Origin of the sequence: Veillonella sp. VA142 (genome assembly GCF_003992135.1) — a bacterium.
Lineage (GTDB): Bacteria > Bacillota > Negativicutes > Veillonellales > Veillonellaceae > F0422.
Genome location: NZ_RQVN01000005.1, coordinates 44,964 through 65,489 on the forward strand (window position 1 = coordinate 44,964; position 20,526 = coordinate 65,489).

At 37.1% G+C, this 20,526-nt stretch carries 26 protein-coding genes; 1 reads left to right on the forward strand and 25 read right to left on the reverse strand.

Annotated elements, in window-relative coordinates; all coding sequences use genetic code 11:
* Window position 1 precedes the first annotated feature (1 nt).
* The 21 genes from argR to cobU all read right to left on the reverse strand — a co-directional run bounded on the left by argR (window position 2) and on the right by cobU (window position 16,242).
* On the reverse strand, window positions 2-457 hold the full coding sequence (argR, locus tag EO117_RS03395; RefSeq protein WP_126939105.1) for an arginine repressor: 456 nt from the start codon (window positions 455-457) through the stop codon (window positions 2-4).
* Window positions 457-1,032 (reverse strand): class I SAM-dependent methyltransferase, encoded by a 576-nt coding sequence (locus EO117_RS03400; protein ID WP_126939106.1) that lies wholly within the window; start codon window positions 1,030-1,032, stop codon window positions 457-459. Before EO117_RS03400 ends, argR begins: the two co-directional genes overlap by 1 nt.
* Window positions 1,029-1,907 carry an NAD(+)/NADH kinase gene (locus tag EO117_RS03405; protein ID WP_126939107.1) on the reverse strand — a complete coding sequence of 293 codons (879 nt, stop codon included), beginning with the start codon at window positions 1,905-1,907 and terminating at the stop codon, window positions 1,029-1,031. Before EO117_RS03405 ends, EO117_RS03400 begins: the two co-directional genes overlap by 4 nt.
* 8 nt (window positions 1,908-1,915) lie before the next feature.
* The gene (locus EO117_RS03410; protein ID WP_126939108.1) at window positions 1,916-2,719 is read right to left on the reverse strand and encodes a TlyA family RNA methyltransferase; all 804 of its coding nucleotides are present in this window, start codon (window positions 2,717-2,719) and stop codon (window positions 1,916-1,918) included.
* A 9-nt stretch (window positions 2,720-2,728) separates the two neighbouring features.
* On the reverse strand, window positions 2,729-3,607 hold the full coding sequence (locus EO117_RS03415) for a polyprenyl synthetase family protein (protein ID WP_126939109.1): 879 nt from the start codon (window positions 3,605-3,607) through the stop codon (window positions 2,729-2,731).
* Window positions 3,608-3,690: 83 nt separating this feature from the next.
* Window positions 3,691-3,900 (reverse strand): exodeoxyribonuclease VII small subunit, encoded by a 210-nt coding sequence (gene xseB / locus EO117_RS03420; RefSeq protein WP_126939110.1) that lies wholly within the window; start codon window positions 3,898-3,900, stop codon window positions 3,691-3,693.
* Window positions 3,893-5,098, reverse strand: a complete 1,206-nt coding sequence (gene xseA, locus EO117_RS03425) for an exodeoxyribonuclease VII large subunit (protein ID WP_126939111.1) — start codon at window positions 5,096-5,098, stop codon at window positions 3,893-3,895. Before xseA ends, xseB begins: the two co-directional genes overlap by 8 nt.
* Before the next feature lies 1 nt (window position 5,099).
* Window positions 5,100-6,092 carry a metallohydrolase gene (locus EO117_RS03430; protein ID WP_126939112.1) on the reverse strand — a complete coding sequence of 331 codons (993 nt, stop codon included), beginning with the start codon at window positions 6,090-6,092 and terminating at the stop codon, window positions 5,100-5,102.
* 1 nt (window position 6,093) lies between these two features.
* Window positions 6,094-6,492, reverse strand: a complete 399-nt coding sequence (nusB, locus tag EO117_RS03435; protein ID WP_126939113.1) for a transcription antitermination factor NusB — start codon at window positions 6,490-6,492, stop codon at window positions 6,094-6,096.
* A complete protein-coding gene (locus EO117_RS03440) occupies window positions 6,479-6,859 on the reverse strand; it encodes an Asp23/Gls24 family envelope stress response protein (RefSeq protein WP_126939114.1) in 381 nt (126 codons plus the stop codon). Before EO117_RS03440 ends, nusB begins: the two co-directional genes overlap by 14 nt.
* Before the next feature lie 9 nt (window positions 6,860-6,868).
* On the reverse strand, window positions 6,869-7,231 hold the full coding sequence (locus tag EO117_RS03445) for an Asp23/Gls24 family envelope stress response protein (RefSeq protein WP_126939115.1): 363 nt from the start codon (window positions 7,229-7,231) through the stop codon (window positions 6,869-6,871).
* Window positions 7,232-7,327: 96 nt separating this feature from the next.
* Window positions 7,328-7,885 (reverse strand): elongation factor P, encoded by a 558-nt coding sequence (gene efp / locus EO117_RS03450; RefSeq protein WP_126939116.1) that lies wholly within the window; start codon window positions 7,883-7,885, stop codon window positions 7,328-7,330.
* A gap of 14 nt (window positions 7,886-7,899) precedes the next feature.
* Window positions 7,900-8,970 carry a Xaa-Pro peptidase family protein gene (locus EO117_RS03455; RefSeq protein ID WP_126939171.1) on the reverse strand — a complete coding sequence of 357 codons (1,071 nt, stop codon included), beginning with the start codon at window positions 8,968-8,970 and terminating at the stop codon, window positions 7,900-7,902.
* A 74-nt stretch (window positions 8,971-9,044) separates the two neighbouring features.
* Window positions 9,045-9,770, reverse strand: a complete 726-nt coding sequence (locus EO117_RS03460) for a pseudouridine synthase (RefSeq protein ID WP_126939117.1) — start codon at window positions 9,768-9,770, stop codon at window positions 9,045-9,047.
* Window positions 9,760-10,404 carry a histidine phosphatase family protein gene (locus EO117_RS03465; protein WP_126939118.1) on the reverse strand — a complete coding sequence of 215 codons (645 nt, stop codon included), beginning with the start codon at window positions 10,402-10,404 and terminating at the stop codon, window positions 9,760-9,762. The genes EO117_RS03460 and EO117_RS03465 overlap by 11 nt, the downstream gene beginning before the upstream one ends.
* An 11-nt stretch (window positions 10,405-10,415) precedes the next feature.
* The gene (locus tag EO117_RS03470; protein ID WP_126939119.1) at window positions 10,416-11,510 is read right to left on the reverse strand and encodes a histidinol-phosphate transaminase; all 1,095 of its coding nucleotides are present in this window, start codon (window positions 11,508-11,510) and stop codon (window positions 10,416-10,418) included.
* Between the two features lie 11 nt (window positions 11,511-11,521).
* On the reverse strand, window positions 11,522-12,400 hold the full coding sequence (locus EO117_RS03475) for a GHMP kinase (protein ID WP_126939120.1): 879 nt from the start codon (window positions 12,398-12,400) through the stop codon (window positions 11,522-11,524).
* 19 nt (window positions 12,401-12,419) lie between these two features.
* Entirely contained in the window at window positions 12,420-13,157 is a 738-nt protein-coding gene (gene cobS, locus EO117_RS03480) for an adenosylcobinamide-GDP ribazoletransferase (RefSeq protein ID WP_126939121.1), read from the reverse strand.
* Between the two features lie 7 nt (window positions 13,158-13,164).
* Window positions 13,165-14,142 (reverse strand): adenosylcobinamide-phosphate synthase CbiB, encoded by a 978-nt coding sequence (gene cbiB / locus EO117_RS03485; RefSeq protein WP_126939122.1) that lies wholly within the window; start codon window positions 14,140-14,142, stop codon window positions 13,165-13,167.
* The gene (locus tag EO117_RS03490) at window positions 14,142-15,662 is read right to left on the reverse strand and encodes a cobyric acid synthase (protein ID WP_126939123.1); all 1,521 of its coding nucleotides are present in this window, start codon (window positions 15,660-15,662) and stop codon (window positions 14,142-14,144) included. The genes cbiB and EO117_RS03490 overlap by 1 nt, the downstream gene beginning before the upstream one ends.
* Complete coding sequence (gene cobU / locus EO117_RS03495) at window positions 15,655-16,242, reverse strand: bifunctional adenosylcobinamide kinase/adenosylcobinamide-phosphate guanylyltransferase (RefSeq protein ID WP_126939124.1); 588 nt, start codon at window positions 16,240-16,242, stop codon at window positions 15,655-15,657. The genes EO117_RS03490 and cobU overlap by 8 nt, the downstream gene beginning before the upstream one ends.
* Before the next feature lie 71 nt (window positions 16,243-16,313).
* Between cobU and EO117_RS03500 the strand changes: the two genes are divergently transcribed.
* Entirely contained in the window at window positions 16,314-16,664 is a 351-nt protein-coding gene (locus EO117_RS03500) for a hypothetical protein (RefSeq protein ID WP_126939125.1), read from the forward strand.
* Between the two features lie 114 nt (window positions 16,665-16,778).
* On the opposite strand, the gene EO117_RS03505 is transcribed toward EO117_RS03500, so the two are convergent.
* From EO117_RS03505 to EO117_RS03520, 4 genes are all read right to left on the reverse strand, one after another.
* Entirely contained in the window at window positions 16,779-17,282 is a 504-nt protein-coding gene (locus EO117_RS03505; RefSeq protein ID WP_126939126.1) for a cob(I)yrinic acid a,c-diamide adenosyltransferase, read from the reverse strand.
* 64 nt (window positions 17,283-17,346) lie between these two features.
* Complete coding sequence (gene htpX, locus EO117_RS03510) at window positions 17,347-18,210, reverse strand: zinc metalloprotease HtpX (RefSeq protein WP_126939127.1); 864 nt, start codon at window positions 18,208-18,210, stop codon at window positions 17,347-17,349.
* 80 nt (window positions 18,211-18,290) lie between these two features.
* Window positions 18,291-19,220: a homoserine kinase gene (thrB, locus tag EO117_RS03515; protein ID WP_126939128.1), complete on the reverse strand. Its 930-nt coding sequence runs from the start codon at window positions 19,218-19,220 to the stop codon at window positions 18,291-18,293.
* A 10-nt stretch (window positions 19,221-19,230) separates the two neighbouring features.
* Complete coding sequence (locus tag EO117_RS03520) at window positions 19,231-20,523, reverse strand: homoserine dehydrogenase (RefSeq protein ID WP_126939129.1); 1,293 nt, start codon at window positions 20,521-20,523, stop codon at window positions 19,231-19,233.
* Between the last annotated feature and the right edge of the window lie 3 nt (window positions 20,524-20,526).

Below are 20,526 nucleotides of genomic sequence, written 5' to 3' on the forward strand. Positions count from 1 at the left end.
ATTAATCCCTCATTAAGTCTTGCATACGTTCTAATACTAATTCTACACTTTCTACAGAATTGCAAATTAATAGAATCGTATCATCTCCTGCAATTGTTCCTATTACTTCGTGCCATTTTGCATGGTCAATGGCAAATGCCACAGATTGTGCTGATCCTGGCAAAGTATGTAATACTACTTGATTTAAGACGTGATCGATACGCAAAATAGAATCTTGGAACAAGCGATTGATACGAGTTCTAGATAACATAATATTTTCTTCTGGAGATAAGGCATATCTATATCGTCCATCCCCTGTAGGAACTTTAATTAACATCAATTCCTTAATGTCACGTGATACTGTTGCTTGTGTAACGGTAATTCCTTCTTCTACCAAAGCTTGGGCTAACTCTTCTTGTGTTTCAATAGCCTTAGTTTGAATAATTTCTTTTATCTTATTATAACGAAAACGCTTCATTATTTCCTCCGACGTATAATATATAAAATAGGTGGTTGATTTGCTTGATTTAATGGTCGCCACGTACTGCAGTGATACTCTTTTTGATTCATAGAAGCTATATAATATTCCAGGTCTTCTGCTTCTTTACGACCGGTTTCTGTTCCTGGATACGCTACAATGGTACATAATCCGTTCACTGAAAGTTTTGCCAATCCTTTTGATATAGCTTTAATTGTTGATGTAGATTGGGTCATAATTTGATGATCAGCATTCGGTAAATATCCTAAATTTCCTATCATCAAATCGATAGTAGATACCGGAAGTGTTTCCAGGGCACTATCATGTGAACCCAATATGAAATCCACTTGCTTCATAGCCTGTGGAAGTTCTTTTACAATCTTTTCTTTCGTCCTTGTTATTGCTACTTCTTGTATATCAATAGCATATACATGACTATTTTTATGACAATGTGACAAAAGATACATTGTGTCATGTCCATTGCCACAAGTAATATCTACAATAGTTCTAGCTGATTCTAAAGCATCCAGCCATAGATGATGCTGAAATTCTACACTGTGGTGTAGAGGAATCATAGAACCTCCTTAGATCGTGCAGTCAACTTTTTAAATAAGGTAGCGAAGAATTTTTGATCTTTAAATCTCACATATTTACAATATTGTGGATTGGCTTCAATATGCAAGGAATCAGTATTACTAAATTCATAATCAAAAGTACCATCGACAGATATGTGTAAGTTTTTTTGGCGCTCTGGCATAGTAATATCAATCTTTGCACTTTCTTTTAATACTAAAGATACACCTTGTAATAAGTGAGGCGCAATGGGTGTTACGATAAGAGACCGATTATCTGGCGCCATAATAGGACCACCAGCAGATAAGTTATACCCTGTAGATCCTGTAGAACAAGCTACAATTAAACCATCAGCAGGATACATTTGCGTATGTCCACCATTAATCGACAAGTTGATGCGCGCCATTTTACCTGGTTCTGAACGAGATACCACAATATCATTAATAGCAGGACGTAGTACACGTTCTCCTTCAGAAGTGTGCAAAGTTCCTACCAAATGAATGCGATCTTCTACATAATAATTACCCTTACTAATTCTTTCAATAGCCATCTCTAAGTTTTCAAGCTCAATTTGGTTTAAGAAACCTAATTCGCCTAAATTAATACCACAAATTGGTACATTATATGGATAAATTTGACGAGCTAATTGAATAATCGTACCATCACCACCAAAGCTAAATGCCATATCCAAATGTTCAAATACCTCTGGTCGTGGTAATAAGTGAGACTTTTCTATCCCCAATGCACATACATCATGATGTTCCAATTCTTTAGGCATATATACTTCTATACCAAATGTATGGCAATAAGTAATTGCTTGTGATAAAACATCACGAATATTCTCTTTTTTCATATTAGGAAAGAAACCGATTCTCATAGATCCTCCTATAATTGATGAGCCTCCTCTACCGTGGCTGTAATTAGCTCTTCAGTAATGTCCAAGGAACCCTCTGTTTGTTTTGTAAAATATCCTAAAAATTCAATATTTCCTTCCATTCCTTTAATGGGAGAATAAGTTAATCCATGTAAATATAAGTCACAATCTTTAGCGATATGCAAGATACGATCTAACACTAATTTATGTGTAGATTTTTCACGTACTATGCCACCTTTACCGACTAGTTCTTTACCGGCCTCAAACTGAGGTTTGATTAACGCTACTAAAGAGCCGGTATCTTTCAATAGGGTCGTTGCTACTGGAAGCACCTTATCTAAGGAGATAAAAGCCACATCAATAGAAATAAAATCGCTAATTTCCCCTAATTGTACAGGTGTAACGGTGCGAATATTTTGTTTTTCCATATTAATGACTCTAGGATCTTGTCGTAACTTCCATGCTAATTGATTGTAACCTACATCAATGGCAAAGACTTTAACTGCTCCATGTTGTAGGGCACAGTCCGTAAACCCACCTGTAGATGCACCAATATCTACCATAACAGCATTTGTTAAATCTATGGGAAATAAGTCGATGGCTTTTCCCAACTTTAAGCCACCACGGCTCACATATGGTAACGTATTGCCTCTTACTTCCAAATGTGTATCTACTGATACTTTAGTGCCAGATTTATCCAATCGCTGTGAGCCAGAAAAGATAAGCCCTGCCATAACAGCGGCCTTAGCTTTTTCTCTACTTTCAAATAAGCCACGTTGCACAAGTAGTATATCAAGACGTTCTTTTTGACTCATAAGCGTCTCCTACTGTGTGCGGTCCATTAAATATTGGACTAGCCCTTCGAGTACAGGTGATGTTTGTTTGGAATCATGCAATGCTGTTAATGCGAGATTGGCCACCTCTTGGGCACGTTCTTTAGCGGTATCTAAACCTAAAATAGATACATACGTTGCTTTATGCTGACGCTCATCACTGCCAGGAGTTTTTCCTAATTCTTCTTGTGTGCCTACTACATCTAAGATATCATCAGTAATTTGGAATAATAAACCTAAATGATCTGCATAACGTAGGTATGCTTCTCTTACAACTGTAGGAGCATCCATAATGATTAGACCAATTTCGACAGCTGCACTAAATAAAGCTCCTGTTTTACCTTTGTGAAGAACAACTAATTCTTCCATTGGTAATAATTTTCCTTCTGATTGCAGATCAAAAGCTTGACCACCCACCATTCCGCTAGGTCCTGCACCTTTCGCTAAGACATGAATAATCTGCACCACTTGTTCTGCGGATAACTTTTTGTGTTTGCTCACTAATTCAAACGCATAGGTTAATAATCCATCTCCGGCTAAAATAGCCATACCATCACCATACACACGATGGTTGGTTAGCTTTCCACGACGATAATCATCATTATCCATAGCTGGCAAATCATCATGAATTAAAGAATAGGTATGAATTAATTCAATAGCACATACTACATCTTTATAAGCATCCCAAGATCCATCTAAGGATTCAATAACAGCTTTCGTGATAATAGGTCGAATCCGCTTTCCTCCCATTAACAAGCTGTATTTCATACTTTCATATAATTTAGCATACTCTGTATTCGGTGATTCTAATACAGAGGAAAGATAACTTTCAATGTCTGCCTTACTTTGTTGCAAGTACTCTTTTAACATAATATCCTCAATTCTTTGAAAGATAATAAATTTTTGTATAAATATTCTAACTCTATTATACATAAAAAAACGTACTTTGTCTCCTAATTCGTATCTACTTGTACAGTTTTAATAATTTGTTCTACTTCTTCTTCTACAAGCTGCAATAAATCAGAACATTCTTTAACTAGTGTTAATCCTTCTTTATAGGTTTTTAACAATTCATGCATAGATAAGCTTTCATCATCTAGTTTTTTTACTACTTCTTCTAAGGCAGTATATTTCTTTTCGTAATTTTTTATAGATTTAGCCACGTTGTGTTACCTCCTGTACAGTTGCTTTTACAGAGCCATCTTGAATATGTATATCTAATGTATCACCAATTTTCACATTTTCAATTGTTTGTAATGGAGCCCCATTAATAGCTACTTTAGCAAAACCCTTAATGACTTTAGCTAAAGGATTTTTATTATCCAATTGAGTTGCTAATATAGCTAATTTACGTGATTCATCTTGGGATTTCTTTTGCATGGCATTATGTAAAAGGTGTTCAAAGCGTTGCAATATATTTTTCTGTTGATGCACCAAATTCATGGCAGGTACAGTAATCTTACGATTCGTAATAGAAAACAACTGTTGTTTTTCTTTTTGAATACGATACTGCACTGTGTTGTGAATAAAGTCTAGTTTTTGCTGTACTTCTTCTTGAAGGCCCACCAATGGATAGATAGCTAGCTCAGCGGCATGACTTGGAGTTGCTCCTCTCACATCAGCTACAAAATCACATAATGTATAATCTACTTCATGACCAACCGCAGACACGACCGGTGTTGCACATTGGAATATAGATTCTATTAAGGTTCTATCATTAAAGCACCACAAGTCTTCCATAGAACCACCACCACGACCAACAATAATTAAATCTACATCTGGGTCAGAATCTGCCATAGCTACGCCACGAGCAATGATAGGTCCTGCCGTAGGTCCCTGTACAGGTACATTAAATACCTTGAATGTTACTAATGGATTTCGATGAGATGCTACATGTAAAATATCGTAAATAACTGCTCCTGATGCAGAAGTGACAACACCAATACAACTTGGTACAGGTGGTAAAGGTTGTTTGTGACGTTCATCAAAATACCCTAACGCATATAACTCTTGTTTTAACTTTTCATAGGCAATTTGATAGTCACTTTTAGCGCCAATGCGAATGTCTTCACATATAAAACTTAAACGACCAGTTTTTTCGTAAAAACTAATGTTTCCTCGCACTTGTACTAATAAACCATTTTCAAGGGCACCTTCTAAGCCCCGTTGTTGCACCTTAGAACGCCACATAGCCATATCAATGGACCCTGTATCATCGATGAGAGAAAAATAATAATGTCCTGTACTGTGCCGTTTTACGTTAGAGATAACGCCTTCAACAATACAATTCTTTAAGAGGAATTCTCCCTCTACAGTTTGCTTAATAATTTTATTTATTTCTCCAACGGAGTAAGCATCCATTCTATTCTCCTTCAATAACCTTTGCTCCATAAGCATTACCTGATGCATTATCTGCACTATATTTAGATGATACACATAATACATCTAGATTATGATGGTGTCCCCAATGAACTAAACGATCTTGTAAATAGGTATTAGCCATAACACCACCGGCAGTAACTAAGGTTGTAATATTATATTTTGTTAAAATATACAATAACGCTTTTTCTAGGGAACTCCCAATACAATGGAACACCGAGGCTGCCAAGATTTGTGCATTTTTTGCTGTACTAAACGATTCTCTATCAGTCCAATCTATAGGTTCATGTTGCAATGATTCCCACCACCGTTGTCCAGCACTGTATGGACCACCAAAGCTGATAATAGACTCTTTTACCGATACAGGGAGCACAGAGTCTACATTGTATTTAATACGACGTCCCAATATTTCCATACTTGGACCTGCTGGAAATTTTAATCCCATTAACACACCTAGACGGTCCACCAATTGGCCTCCGGCTATATCATCAGATCCGCCTACAATTTGCACTTTAAAGCCACCTTTATAAATACGTTCACAAAGAATAAATTCCGTAGTTCCACCTGAAAGATGTAAACTTAAAAAAGGCCCTTCTGGAATCTCACCAATTTCACGCAAAGTTGCCCATATATGGTTTTCTTGATGTGAGAAAACATGGACAGGGATTTGTAAACAATGACCTAGTGATTTCGCTGTATTCAGTCCTACTAAGAATGCTGGCATATAAGAGTTTTCTTCTCGTCTTGGAAAACCACTGACACCGATACCTACAATAGGTTTATCTAACATTAAAGACTGAATAAGTTCACCTAAAGCTCGAGTATGTTGGAACACCATTTGTGACTGTTGTAATCCTCGCTTACCATATGGTACTTCTAATAGTTTTCTAACTTCTTGTACTAGTCTACCTTCTTCATCAACAAGAGCACAAGAGGTAGTATAACAGCTAGTATCTATTCCTAAATAATAGGCCATGTTATTGTCTCGATGTAGCTAAATTATGAAGAATAGCATTAATGTATTTATAAGAAGTGGACCCACCAAACTCTTTCGCTAATAGAACAGCTTCATTAATGACAATCTTAGCTGGTGTATCCGCTTGCGGATGTAATAATTCCCAAGCAGCCATGCGCAAAATGGTGAGTTCTACTTTAGGAAAACGTTCCATTTTACGTTTAGGAGAAAATTCTTGTAAAGCTGCATCTAATTGTTCTTTTTCACTACGAACACCTGTAATTAATTGCTCTGCAAATTGATTGGCTTTTCCTTGCAAATGAGTTGTATTTAAAACAGTATTATCAGCCGTCTCTCTTGAAAAAGTATCTGCATAAAGAGTTTCAAATGCATATACTCTCGCTAACCTACGATGATTCATGACTAGGTTCCCTTCTTTCTAAGCCGTCGATGTGCACATCTACACGAACACGGTATAAGTCTAACATATTTCGTAAATCTTGACGCACTTGTTGTTGTATTTGTCGTGCCACCTCTAATGGATTAAATCCACAATATAAACGAAGATATAAATTTATTTCAATGAAAGACTCTCCAAAACTATCTCGTTTATGTTTTACATTCATTCCAGGCCAACTTCTTTGACCAAACTTTTGTGAGATACCGTCTACAACACCATCGAAAAATCGTTTACTCATAGAGTGAATTTCGTTGAATGATGACAATACTCTTGCAGTGACATCTAAAATAACGGAGTCTGTAATTTCTATTTCTAAATGATTTGACATACAAATCCCCTATGATATGGTACTTTCAAAAATAATATCCTGCACATAAATATCAACACTATTCACAGTAGCATCTGCCATAGATACAAGAGCAGTTTTTACCCTCTCTTGTAAACGCAATGCTATGTCTGGAACACGATACCCATAATACACCACAATATGCAGAGATACTTGTAATGCTCCATCTTCTAAGACTTGCACTTTAACACCTTCCATGGCACTTTTTATGCCAAATAAACTGCTTACTGTATCCCCAAATGTTGTACTCATACCTGCAACACCTTTTGTTTCTAGTGCTGTCATGGTAGCAATCATTTCATAAACAGAATTATCGAACTGTATCAGTCCTTCAAAAAAGCGATTATCTTCCATATATTTACCAAAAAAAGCATTTGTCGTCCTACCACAGGCCAACAAATGCTTTTAATTACAATACTATACTAGTTGTTAAAAGATCAAATCTGTGGTTTAAGCACGTTCAATATATTGTCCAGTACGTGTATCTACACGCAATACATCGTCTACTTCGATGAATAAAGGTACTTTTACAACATAACCTGTTTCTAATGTAGCAGGTTTATTACCACCAGTTGCTGTATCGCCACGGATACCAGGATCAGTTTCAACTACGCGTAACTCAACAGCTACAGGTAAGTCGATACCGATGACAATGCCTTGGAAGAACATAATGGATACTTCCATGTTTTCTAATAAGAAGTTTTTAGCATCCCCTAATTGGTCAATTGTTAACTCAATTTGATCATATGTTTCATTGTCCATGAACGTATACGCTCCATCGGACTCATATAAGAAAGCCATACGACGACGATCAACATGAGCTTTTGGTACTTTTTCACCAGCATTGAAAGTACGCTCTACTACAGCACCTGTTTGTAAATTTTTCAATTTAGCACGCACGAAAGCAGCACCTTTACCTGGTTTAACATGTTGAAAGTCAACTACTTGCCATACATTACCGTCTAATTCGACAGTTACGCCTGGACGAAAATCATTACTGGAAATCATTGTAAATCCCTCCATTACACATCTAGTTCTAATAAATCTTTAGGAGTTTTTGTGAGTATTTCACAACCCTCCTTAGTAACTATAACTGTATCTTCAATGCGAAGCCCCATATGACCTGATAAATAAATACCTGGTTCTACTGTGACTACCATATTTTCTGTTAATATATCTTTAGATCTTGGTGATGCTACCGGTAACTCATGGATATCTAAACCTACACCATGACCTGTACCATGCCCAAAATTAGAACCATAACCTTGTTCCTTAATATAGTCTCTACATACTGCATCTACTTCAGCACCGGTAACGCCTTCTTTAATGAAAGCAACACCTCGTTTTTGTGCTTCTAGTACAATAGAATAGAGTTTCTTTTGTTCATCACTAGCTTTACCTAATACTATAGTGCGTGTCATATCAGAGTGATATCCATTATACATAGCACCAAAGTCAAAGGTCACAAAGTCACCTCGCTCCATAACTTTATCACTAGCTACACCATGAGGCATACTAGAACGATAGCCAGATGCTACAATGGTTGTAAAAGATGGCTCTCTGGAACCACGTTGTAACATTTCAGTTTCTAAAATGATACGAGCCTCATTTTCAGTCATCCCCACCTGTAATTTCGGCAACATAGCCGCAAATGATTCATCGGCGATACGAAATGCTTGTCGTAAACACTCTAGCTCGTCCTCTCGTTTAACCATACGCAAACTAGCAAAATCAAAGGATAAAAATTCTGTTTCAAGTAATGTATCACAAACTTTTTGAAATACATCAACACTCATATAATTTCCTTCAAAGCAACATGTGGTTAAAGCAATGTTGGATGAAACTAATATAGTTTTAATTGTATCATACACATCACCCGTATATTGGATGACCTCATACCCTTCACATTGTTCTTTAGCCTGTTCTGTATAACGACTGTCCGTTATCATAAAGGCTTTGTCAGGGGTCACAAATGCCACTCCAGTAGTCCCTGTAAATCCTGCAAAATAATGTAAGTTGATAGGACTAATGAGGATGGCTCCTCCATATGCTTCTTCTGTTAGGAATGCTTGTAAAGCGACTAGTCCATTCATCATCTCGCCTCCTTAAAAAGCATCAACTAATGATACCATATAATGTATAGTTATGACAAATTGAATAGATTCGATTAAACAATTTCTTTTTCTTCCTCTGTTAAATCTATGAATGAGCCTAGTTCTTCAATAAAGTCAAGTGTAATTCTATCGATAGCAATGCGTTGTAAATACGTTACCGTACCACCACAAGCACCAATCATTCGTTTCACTTGATGATATTTTCCTTCATAAATTGTCAACTCACAGGAGTGAATGATTTCACCAGACTCATTCATCACGTCCTCATCGTTGTGAAGAGATATTTGTGCTGATTTACATTCTGTACCATCTCCTAGCACCATGCCTTCTTGGATGCGACGAATGCCTTCCTCGGACAAGGTGCCAGTATATTCAACATAGTAGGTTTTACCAATATTCTTTTTGCCATGAATAATCTTATGAGCCCAAGGTCCATCATTGGTTAATAATAGCAACCCTTCTGTATCTTTATCAAGCCGCCCTACAGGAAATACCTTCAAAGTTTGAAACTCTTCAGGAAGTAACTCCATGATAGTAGGATCTGTAGAATCTTCTACAGCTGTTACATATCCGGCTGGTTTGTGAAATTTGATATAATATTCTAATTGTGCTTGTACAACTTGATCTTGAACCGTAACCACATCTACATCAGGATTGATATGCATGTCTTTTTTCTTAACAATACTATCATTTACCTTTACAAGACCCTGTTTGATTAAATCATGTACTTCTTTTCTCGTACCAAAAGCCTTATGAGCTAAAAACTTATCAATCCTCACCGTAACCACCTTCTCTCACATGAGTATGCGATGTATCATTTAATACACAAATACGATTATAAGGGGATTGGTCACCCCAAAAATCTACTACACTAACGGCTGTATTACCCTGTGCCAAACGCCATAAACAGTTCAACGGAATGCCTGTTAATGCACATAATAATGTACGTATGGTTCCTCCGTGACAAACTACCAATAACCGTTCACCATCCTCCATACGCGCCAGTTCTTCTATCAAACGAGTATAGGCACGTTCCTGCACTATTTCTACTGTCTCCCCATTAGGGATTGATTTTCCTGATGGATCCTCATAGATGGCTTCAATTTGTCCGGGCCACTGTTCATTAATTTCTGAATAGGTTAAACTTTCCCAGTCACCAAAGTTAATTTCACGCAGTGCTTCAGTGAAAGTGGTCGGAATATATCGACCTTTTAAAATTTCTTCAGCCGTAACCCTAGCTCGCACTAAGTCAGAAACGATAGCTCTATCAAAATGAATATCTTGCAATGCATCACCCACATCTACAGCTTGGACCATACCTTTTTCATTTAAAGGTATATCACTGAATCCTTGATGCTTTCCAAAATGGTTCCAATCTGTTTCGCCATGGCGCACAAAATAAATTTGTATCATAGTATCTCCTATTATAATCTAAAATATGATCGTAAAGCGTGTATTAGTTGTTGATTTTGTTCTTTTGTTTTGACAGCCACCCGAAACCAATTAAGGCCTAACCCTGTATAGTGAGAGCAGTCTCGAATTAATATGGATTGATAATATAACTTCTGAATCATATCATCTAAGGAATACTGCTCATCTAGGTGACAAAGCATATAATTCACAGAAGGCTCAATGCACTGTAAAGAGTCCATCAGCATGAGCTCCTTATATAGCCACTTCTTTTCTTCGGTTAGCACTGCTCGAGTCTCTTGTATATAGTCTATATCTTGCAACGCTTTTTCACTATATATTTGCGCTAAATGATTTACAGTCCATGATGGGATTTGAGATTTGATAAAGTTAATAACCATAGGATTTGCCATCATCGCCCCAATCCGTAACCCAGGGACTGCGTAAAACTTAGTTAAAGAATGTACAACAATCACATTGTCATACTCTTTCACATAGTTTCGCATAGAATAGGCATCCCCTAAAAAATCAACAAAAGACTCATCAAAAACTAGATAATGGCCGTTTTTTTTGCATACTTCAAATAATTCACGACTTTCATATTTCCACAAGGTTCCACACGGATTATTGGGGTTTCCAATAAATACTAAATAATTCTGAGATTTATTTAAATCATGTAACATTTGTTCCAAGGGATAAGAAAAGTTAAATGTATCCGCATCAAAATATAATTCATATTCTATGACTGGTAATCCACAAGAATGAGCACCATGACTATACTCTGAAAATCCTGGAGCTGGCACATATACAGCTTCTATATTTGGCAATCGGCATATGGCATAGATTAATTCAGCCGCACCATTACCAAAAGCGATGCATTCCTTTGGCATATCCCACAATTCGGACGTGATGGAATAAAGATGAGTCATATCTGGATCTGGATAATGAATGACATCCTGCAATGCGTCCTTCACGGCATCCAAGCCCTTACTACTCATCCCTAATAGGTTAATATTAGCACTAAAATCTAAAATCTGATCTAAGGAAGTATGTAACAGTCGGATCGCTTTATGTACATTACCACCATGTACATTTGTTGTTTTCACCATAATAACCTCTTTTATCGTTCCATGAAAGTAATTCCTTCATTTGTAGTTTCCACTATATCCATGAAGGTAAGATTTGGCAATTCCTGTTTTACCCGTTGTAAGCAGTGTACAATACTTGGTGAGTCCGGGGGAAATAGCAAACCTAATACGGTTCCACTATGGGCAATAATCGTTCCTATAGCATTACACTCTACTCCAATTTGGTGTAATTCATATAAATTTGTCTTATGCAAAATACGTTGATTACCAAAAGAACTAATGGTAGAGGCTTCACCGATAAGTTTCACATTATGCTTATGTATACCTTCTTTAAATTTTGCTAAAGCTTCTACCATCAACTCTTCTTTTTCATCAATTAAAGCATCTAAGTTCTGTTGATGATTAAACTGTACAGTATCAATGGTGCCTCCTTCGTCAAACATAACGATACGAATTGGTGGGCAAGTTCCCAAATATTCGCAACATGTACCATTTAAATAATCAAACTGCACAATCCCCGGATAAAAAGGTGCATCTGTAGGTTCGATTGATAAACAGATTGAGGCCAATTGTTTCATAGATAATTCGTAACCATGACTTTTAGCAGTAGCCATAGCCACTACACTAATATCTGCACTACTAGACGCCAATCCTTTTCCTTGCAGAATATCAGAATGTAAATATACAGGTTTTGCAACAGCCCTATCGATTCTCAATATATCTAAAACAGTAATATAAGCTTGGTAGGCCTTTGATTGTAAAGAAAGTGAGGAAAGAGGAAGTGCATATTGTACATCACCAATGGCATAAGAGTAGCGATTAATGGGACATGTTACTAGAAATCGTTGTCCCTTTATGGAGCCTTGAATAAATTCTCCACAAGTGCCTGGCGTTCTTACATAAAATGCCAACTCTACTTCCTCCTTTCATTTATATAACACTAACAATAATTGCACCTAAAATAATAAAAACTTCTGATAATTCACACACGAATCCATATGTATCCCCTGTGGTTCCTCCTAAATGTTTTGTTACATAGGAATTAAGGATAAGATTCATAGCTAAGGCGATGGCAAATAGATACACATAGAACCATTCATAAAAGAACACTGGTAATAAGGCCAATATCGTTGCTACCGATGTGGCATGTTTAGGAGCATTATCTGCAAAAAATTTGCCGAGGCCCTCTGGTCTCGCATAAGGAAATTTTTGAATACTAATGACCATAGTATATCGACTCAATATAGGCATACTTACCAAGACCAAAGGAACCACCTGCATTGGCAAGTTAACTAGTAGTTGCCATTTTAAGAGAGTTAAAAATACAAAACCTACGACTCCGTTACTTCCCACACGGCTATCTTTCATAATCTCTAGTTTACGTTCCCGATCACGCCCTGAAAATAAGCCGTCACAGGTATCCATAAATCCATCTGCATGAAGTCCACCAGTAAATAGAAATTCAAAGATTACTAAGATGAGCATCAACAGTGACACAGGAAGATAGGGATTTGCCAAGGCGTACAAAGCCCACATAAAGGCGCCAATGACAAGTCCTACTAAAGGAAAATAGGTAACGGATGCGCCAAAGTCTTCTACTTTCCACTCTGTTTGGTTTACAATTTTTAAGCGTGTTAAAAATTGAAGTCCTACAAGAAATCCTTTCATATTCCACCTACCATTGATTAATTACATATGTACTGACCATTGTTAAGGCAACACCCAAGATAGAAACAGTATACATTAAATAGATAGTTTGATAAATGTGTTTCCCTACCATAGGTGTTATAGGGTCTCCCATATAAGCCCTGAAGGTGATTTTATCATGATACACATTGTGTCCACCTAACCGAATATGTAAAGCCCCTGCTACAGGAGCCTCTGCATAACCTCCATTAGGACTAGGATGTTTATGTGCATCACGTAAAGCTATACGAGTCGCATATTTCCAATCTTTGCCACATAGAAATGAGGCTATCACAAATAAAATGCAAGTAATTCGTGCAGGAATATAATTCACCACATCGTCTAAGCGAGCAGCAAAACGGCCAAAGTATAAATACCGCTCATTTTTATAACCTAACATGGAGTCCATCGTATTAATAGCTCGATATCCAATAGCACCCCAGGGACCTAATAGGACAAACCAAAATAAAGGAGAAATAACACCATCTACTGTATTTTCCGCTACTGTTTCAATCGTAGCACGAGTAATTTCGCTTTCATCAAGTTCACTAGTCTTACGACCTACAATCCATCCCACTTTACGGCGTGCTTCAGATATATCTTGTTTTCTCAACAAATTAGCAATTTCTATGCCTGCCTCTGCTAAACAACGAGGGCTAATGGCAATGTATAGGCACAATAAAGATACTATGAAATAGCCGATGGGATGTATGGTCCCTCCTATAAATAGAAGACCCGTAACAATGATCATCACAGTCATTAAGACTAGTAATACAGTAGATATCCCTAATAGTATTTGATTCCTTGCGTTAGTATTCTTTTTATACAATAGATGTTCATAGAAAGAAATACAATTACCAATTAAAACAACAGGATGGTATTTACTTCTAGGGTCACCCACTAAAGTATCTAACAAAAGAGCCCCTAAAGGAATAAAGTAAAGAAGATGGTGTATAAACCATTCCATTAGTCTTGCTCCCATAATGATTGAATATAATCCATATCTAAATGTTCTTCTACAATCTTAGCTAATCGATTATAGGCAGCTTCTTTATGTTCAAAGTAGCGGAATACAATATCTAATGGCTCTAATCCTTTTTTTGTACGCAATGCATTCAGGATTGAGCGACGTAATCCATCATTATCTAAAATACCGTGAATATATGTGCCCATCACTTGACCATTACTAGTGACAAAACCATCGATCACATCTACTTTAGCATCACTACGCTTTTGAATATGGAAACAACGTTCTCCTGGTCCTACTGGCTGTGTATCTCCCATATGGATTTCATAGCCTATAAGATTTTCACCACTATAGTTAGTACCTAAGAAAGATAAATCCTTTACATCAAAACAAACTTGATGTGTTAATTTTTCAGTTTTCATAGTAGTAGCTGTTGGAAGCAAACCTAAGCCTTTTAATTCAGGAATATCCCCTTCAATCCCTTCTGGATCATAAAGCATTTCTCCCAGCATTTGATTACCGCCGCAAATACCCAATACAGGTACCCCAGCATTTGCTAAGTCGTGGATATCTTTATCATAGCCATGCTCCTGCAAATACGATAAGTCAGCTAATGTGTTTTTAGAGCCTGGTAAAATTACCATATCTGGATGACCAATTGGCTCCCCTTGTTTCACAAAACGAACAGATACATCTGGTTCATAGGCAAGAGCATCAAAGTCTGTAAAGTTGGAAATTTTAGGAGTTTGCATCACCGCAATCGTAATCTCTTTTGATACACCTCTATATTTACTTTCTAATGCTACAGAATCTTCTTCATCAATATCAAGGTTTTCTATCGCCGGTACTACACCTACCACTTTTTTACCTGTTTTTTCTTCAATAAAATCCAATGCAGGTTGTAATAATGTGACATCACCTCTGAATTTATTAATGATAATACCTTTTACTAGATCTCTTTCATCTGGCTCTAATAATTCTAAAGTGCCCACCACAGATGCGATAGCACCACCACGATCAATATCTGCAATAAGCATTACAGGAGCCTTTGCTAACTTGGCAACACGCATGTTTACAATATCATTAGCTTTTAAATTGACTTCCGCAGGGCTACCAGCGCCTTCAATAACAATCATATCGAAATTATCATCAAGATATTGTAAACTTTCTTTTACTTTATCTAAGGCTGTTAAGGAGTATTTTGTATGGTATTCTCTAGCGCTATACACACCTACCGGTTTGCCCATTAATACGACTTGAGAGGACTGATTTCCTGTAGGTTTCAATAGGACAGGATTCATTTGTACAATAGGTTCTAAACCTGCTGCTTCCGCTTGTGCTACTTGGGCTCGACCAATTTCATCCCCTGCTTTCGTAACATAGGAATTTAATGCCATATTTTGTGCTTTAAAAGGTACAGTTTTATATCCCTTATTGTGTAAGATCCGACACATTGCTGTCGCTAAAATACTTTTACCCACATTAGAACTGGTACCTTGAAACATAATTTTTTTAGCCATGGTTACTTACCTCCAATGCTTTTATATCTATTGTCATACCGCTGATTGTCATGTACGCTTCATCAGCCTCTGCAGCTACCAAACGATTGACACGTCCCATAATATCTCTAAAAATACGAGCTAATTGATTCTCTGGCACAATCCCTAAGCCAATTTCATTAGTTACAAAAATAACTGTTTTTTCATTGTCTCCTCTGTACGAGCGAATCACATTGAGTACGGTTTCTACTTCTGAAAGTATCACACGTTCTCTTTGATTAACATCTTCCTGAGAAGTAAATTCACCATCTTGTAATAATAAATTAGTAGTCCACATCGTTAAGCAATCTACTAATACCACGGAGCATTCATCTAATACTTTTAGAATCTCTGCACTAACAGTACAAGGAATTTCATAATTGTTCCAAATCATTTTTCGTCGCTCTTGGTGTAAATGAATACGATGTTTCATCTCCTCATCATAAGCTCGTCCTGTAGCAATATATCCTTTTTGCCCTTCCTTTGACAGTGCTATTGTTTCTGCAAACTCACTTTTGCCACTACGGGCACCACCTGTACAAAATATTATACGATTTTTCATAACATACCTATACAAAGTTGCCCTCTATCAGTTATCATATGTACTATACATTCATTATGAAGGAGACAACTATGGAATTATTAAACTTAGACATCCAATTAATGGCCACTCTATGGGAAAATACATACCGAGCAGTCATTAAAGATCAAAATGGAAATTATGTAGCCTCTGTTCGCATTATCGTAAATGTTCCACTTTCACCAGATCGTTTACCACCGAATGCACCAAAAGCAGATCCACAATTATTTGTATTGGTAGAAGACGCTGTGATGGAATCGGAAGATATCATTCAATTTGAAACCTTATTATCCGTACACATCCGAGAGAAATTTAAAAATGAAATCGATCAGATTTATTTCTTCTATCCAAGCCCTGAAGACGTGTTAAATAAAACTGTAGATATACAAGAAGTACAACATTAATCGCAGTAACTACATACATAGTATTATAGCACATCCAAGAAGATTTAATAGAAATAATCTAAGAGATAGTAAAAGGAGGTACCCTGCATGGAGTACCTCCTTTTATATCATAAACTATTTCACTTCATCTTCTACGCGAGCTAAGATAAATAGCAAGTCGGATAAGCGATTCAAATAGCGAAGATTAGACATATGAATCTCTTCCGTTTCTCCTAACTTCCATAGGTCACGTTCTGCACGACGAACTATGGTACGACCTAAGTGCAAGAAACTGGATGCTTTACTATCGCCTGGTAGAATAAATTTAGATAGTGGCTCTAATTGTTCATCGAACTTGTCGATGATATGCTCTAAATTACTTACATGCTCATCTGTAATAGTAGCTGCTTGGCCTAAGCTAGAGATATCAGCCATAATCATCCATAGTTCTTTTTCAAGTTGCAATAATGTGTCTTGCACTACCTTTTTATCAGAGTACGCACGAGCTACTCCAAGAAAGGCTTGCGCCTCGTCAATGGTTCCGTACGTACAAACACGTTGAGATGCTTTGCTTACACGTTCGCCAGTATATAAACCAGTAGAACCTGCATCGCCTGTTTTCGTGTACACTTTTGCCATAGTATACCTCCTTAACAACTAGAAATCTTACGATCTCTGTAACATAAGATATGCATTGCTTCCTTTATATGCGACTCGCTATATCACGCAAACGTTGAATACGACTTTCTGTAGATGGATGCGTGCTAAATAATTGAGTCATAGTAGAAGAAATTCCACTTAAAGGATTAATGATAAACATGTGTGCTGTAGATGATACACGGCTTTCGCTTTGACCAGGAAGCACACCAAATTTAGCATAATGCTCAATTTTGGCCAATGCAGATGCTAAAGATAATGGCTTACGACTCATCATCGCCCCTTCTTCATCTGCCAAATATTCACGAGAGCGTGAAATAGCCATTTGAATTAAGCTCGCTGCCAAAGGCGCCAAAATAATAGTTCCAAGTAATGCTAAAGGATTAGAATTTTCCTCATCATCACGGCCTCCAAAAATTGCTGCCCATTGTAACATATTCGCCACCATCGCAATAAATCCTGCCATACTTGCTGCGATAGTACTAATTAATGTATCTCTATGCTTCACATGAGAGAGTTCATGAGCCAGTACACCTTCAATTTCATCATCTGTTAAGAGATTCATGATGCCTGTTGTCACTGCTACTGCTGCATGCTCAGGGTCACGACCTGTAGCGAATGCATTAGGTACCTCTGATTCAATAATATACACTTTTGGCATCGGTAACCCAGCATTATGAACTAGCTTTTTTACAATATTAAAGATGGTAGGATTGTTTTGCTCATTAATTTCTCTAGCATCATAAGCCCGTAGTACCATAGACGCGCTATTCCAGTAAGTATAAAAATTTATCCCTAAGGAAATAATAAACATCAATATCATCCCAGAGTGACCGCCTATCATTTGACCAATCACCATCAATAATCCAGATAGTAATGCCAATAAGACCGCTGTTTTTATATTGTTCATGTATTCCTCCTACTTAGATATTTTATAGAATGTATTTGCTTAATTATATCACATATAGTTTAAAAGAATCATGAAGTTTTCTATTCATATTTAATTTTTACAACTTTAGCGCCTTCCCGGTCTGCATGCAGTACGAAACGACGACAATCAATATCGTGATTAATAAAGACAGAACTCATGGCATCTGCCACTGTCACTGCATGTTCTGGAGAACAATAAGCAATTAAGGTAGAGCCTGAACCACTAATAGTTGACCCATAGGCTCCATTCTCCTTAGCTGCTATAAATACATCATCACAATAAGGAATCAAAGTTTTACGATACGGTACATGTAAATAATCCTGTAATGCTACAGACAAATTATCCATACGATTTTGTATCATAGATCCTACAAACAATGTAGCAAATCCTACATTAGCAACGGCTTCTTTATAACTTAATTCTGTTGGTAATACACTTCGTGCGTATGACGTTTCTACAATGACTTCCGGTACTACCACAGCAAATGTTAAATTACTTGGTACATCGATATGGGAATGGTATACCGTATCGTTTCCACCAACAGCACAAACTAAATTTCCCATGATAGCAGGCGCTACATTATCTGGATGCCCTTCCATATCATTGGCAATGAGTAATAATTGGTCCTTGTTCAAAGGTTCTTGCAAATAAGCATTGGCCAATAGTAAACCACCCACAATAGCTGTAGAACTACTACCAAGACCTCTTGATGGTGGAATTTGTGTATTCGAATGAATACGACCATAAATGGGAGCAGCATTTACCTCTTTAAATACTCGTTCCATGGCAATACCCACTAGATTTTGACTATGGTCTTCCTGTTCCAATAAGTCTGCCCCAAATCCTTCAAAAGTATACGTATTGGATGAGGCCTGTTCATCAGGCTCAAAGGTAAATAGATTATACAAATTTAATGCGACTCCTAGACAATCAAATCCAGGACCGCAATTGGCACTCGTAGCCGGTACTTGTACCGTAATAGATTTCATGAACACTCCTTTATTCAACCATGATGCGGATAACACTACCCACTTCTCTAACGACACGTAAATGGTTAAAAGAATCAATTAAATTTTGAATATATGCATGAGGACATTTAGAAGTAATGATCGCTAATGTAGCCGTATCATTATCTGCTTTACGTTGAATCACAGAATGAGCAGAAATGCGTTGTTCTGCTAATTTGGTAGCTACTTTTGCCAATACACCTGTAGAGTTATCCACAGTCATGCGAATGTAATAAGCAGATTCAATTTTGCTAGAACTATACATTGTTTTTTGAGGATAATAGAATTGTTTCATTTCCCCGGTTTTGCCTTGCACCACATTGCGGGCTACTTCCATCACGTCACTTACGATAGAGCTACCTGTTGGTAAACTACCAGCTCCACGACCGTAGAACATGGCATCATCAAAGCCATTGCCACGTAAGAATACAGCATTAAACGAACCCCGCACAGAGGCTAATGGATGTGTGTTGGCAATAAAAGCAGGATGTACATTTAAGGACAAACCTTTTTTTGTTTCTCTCGCAATACCTAATAATTTAATCGTATAACCAAACTCTTTACCAAATTGGATGTCACTAGCATCAATTTTTGTAATTCCTTCACAACTTACATCTTCAAAGAAGATACGTTTATTAAAGGCAATAGAACCTAGTATAGCTAATTTACGTGCTGCGTCATAGCCTTCTACATCAGATGTAGGATCTGCTTCTGCATAGCCCAGCTCTTGTGCTTCTTTTAGGACTTCTTCATAGCCTAATCCATCTTCACTCATCTTAGACAAAATAAAGTTAGTTGTGCCATTTAAAATGCCCATAATTTCAGTAATTTGGTTACTACCAAAAGAATCATATAAGGCGCGGATAATTGGAATCGCCCCTGCCACACTCGCTTCAAAGCGTAAATCCACATGATGTTTTGTAGCTAATTCCATTAAATAAGGGCCAGCCTCTGCTAATAAATCTTTATTCGCAGTCACTACATGTTTGCCTGCAATGATAGCTTCTTCAATACAGGTACGAGCAAAGGTAGTACCACCCATCACTTCCACTACAATATCTATAGATGAATCCTCTAAAATCTCTTTATAATCTGTTACAAATATAGCCGTTGTAGGTAGTGTCACATGACTATATTTATCTGGATTTCTAACATAAATCTTGTCCACAATGACTGGAACATTGATGCGATGTTGAATCACTTCCAAATTTGTGGTCAATAATTCAACAGTACCTTGACCAACAGTACCAAAACCCAATAGGGCAATCTTTACGCCTTGCTTCATTCT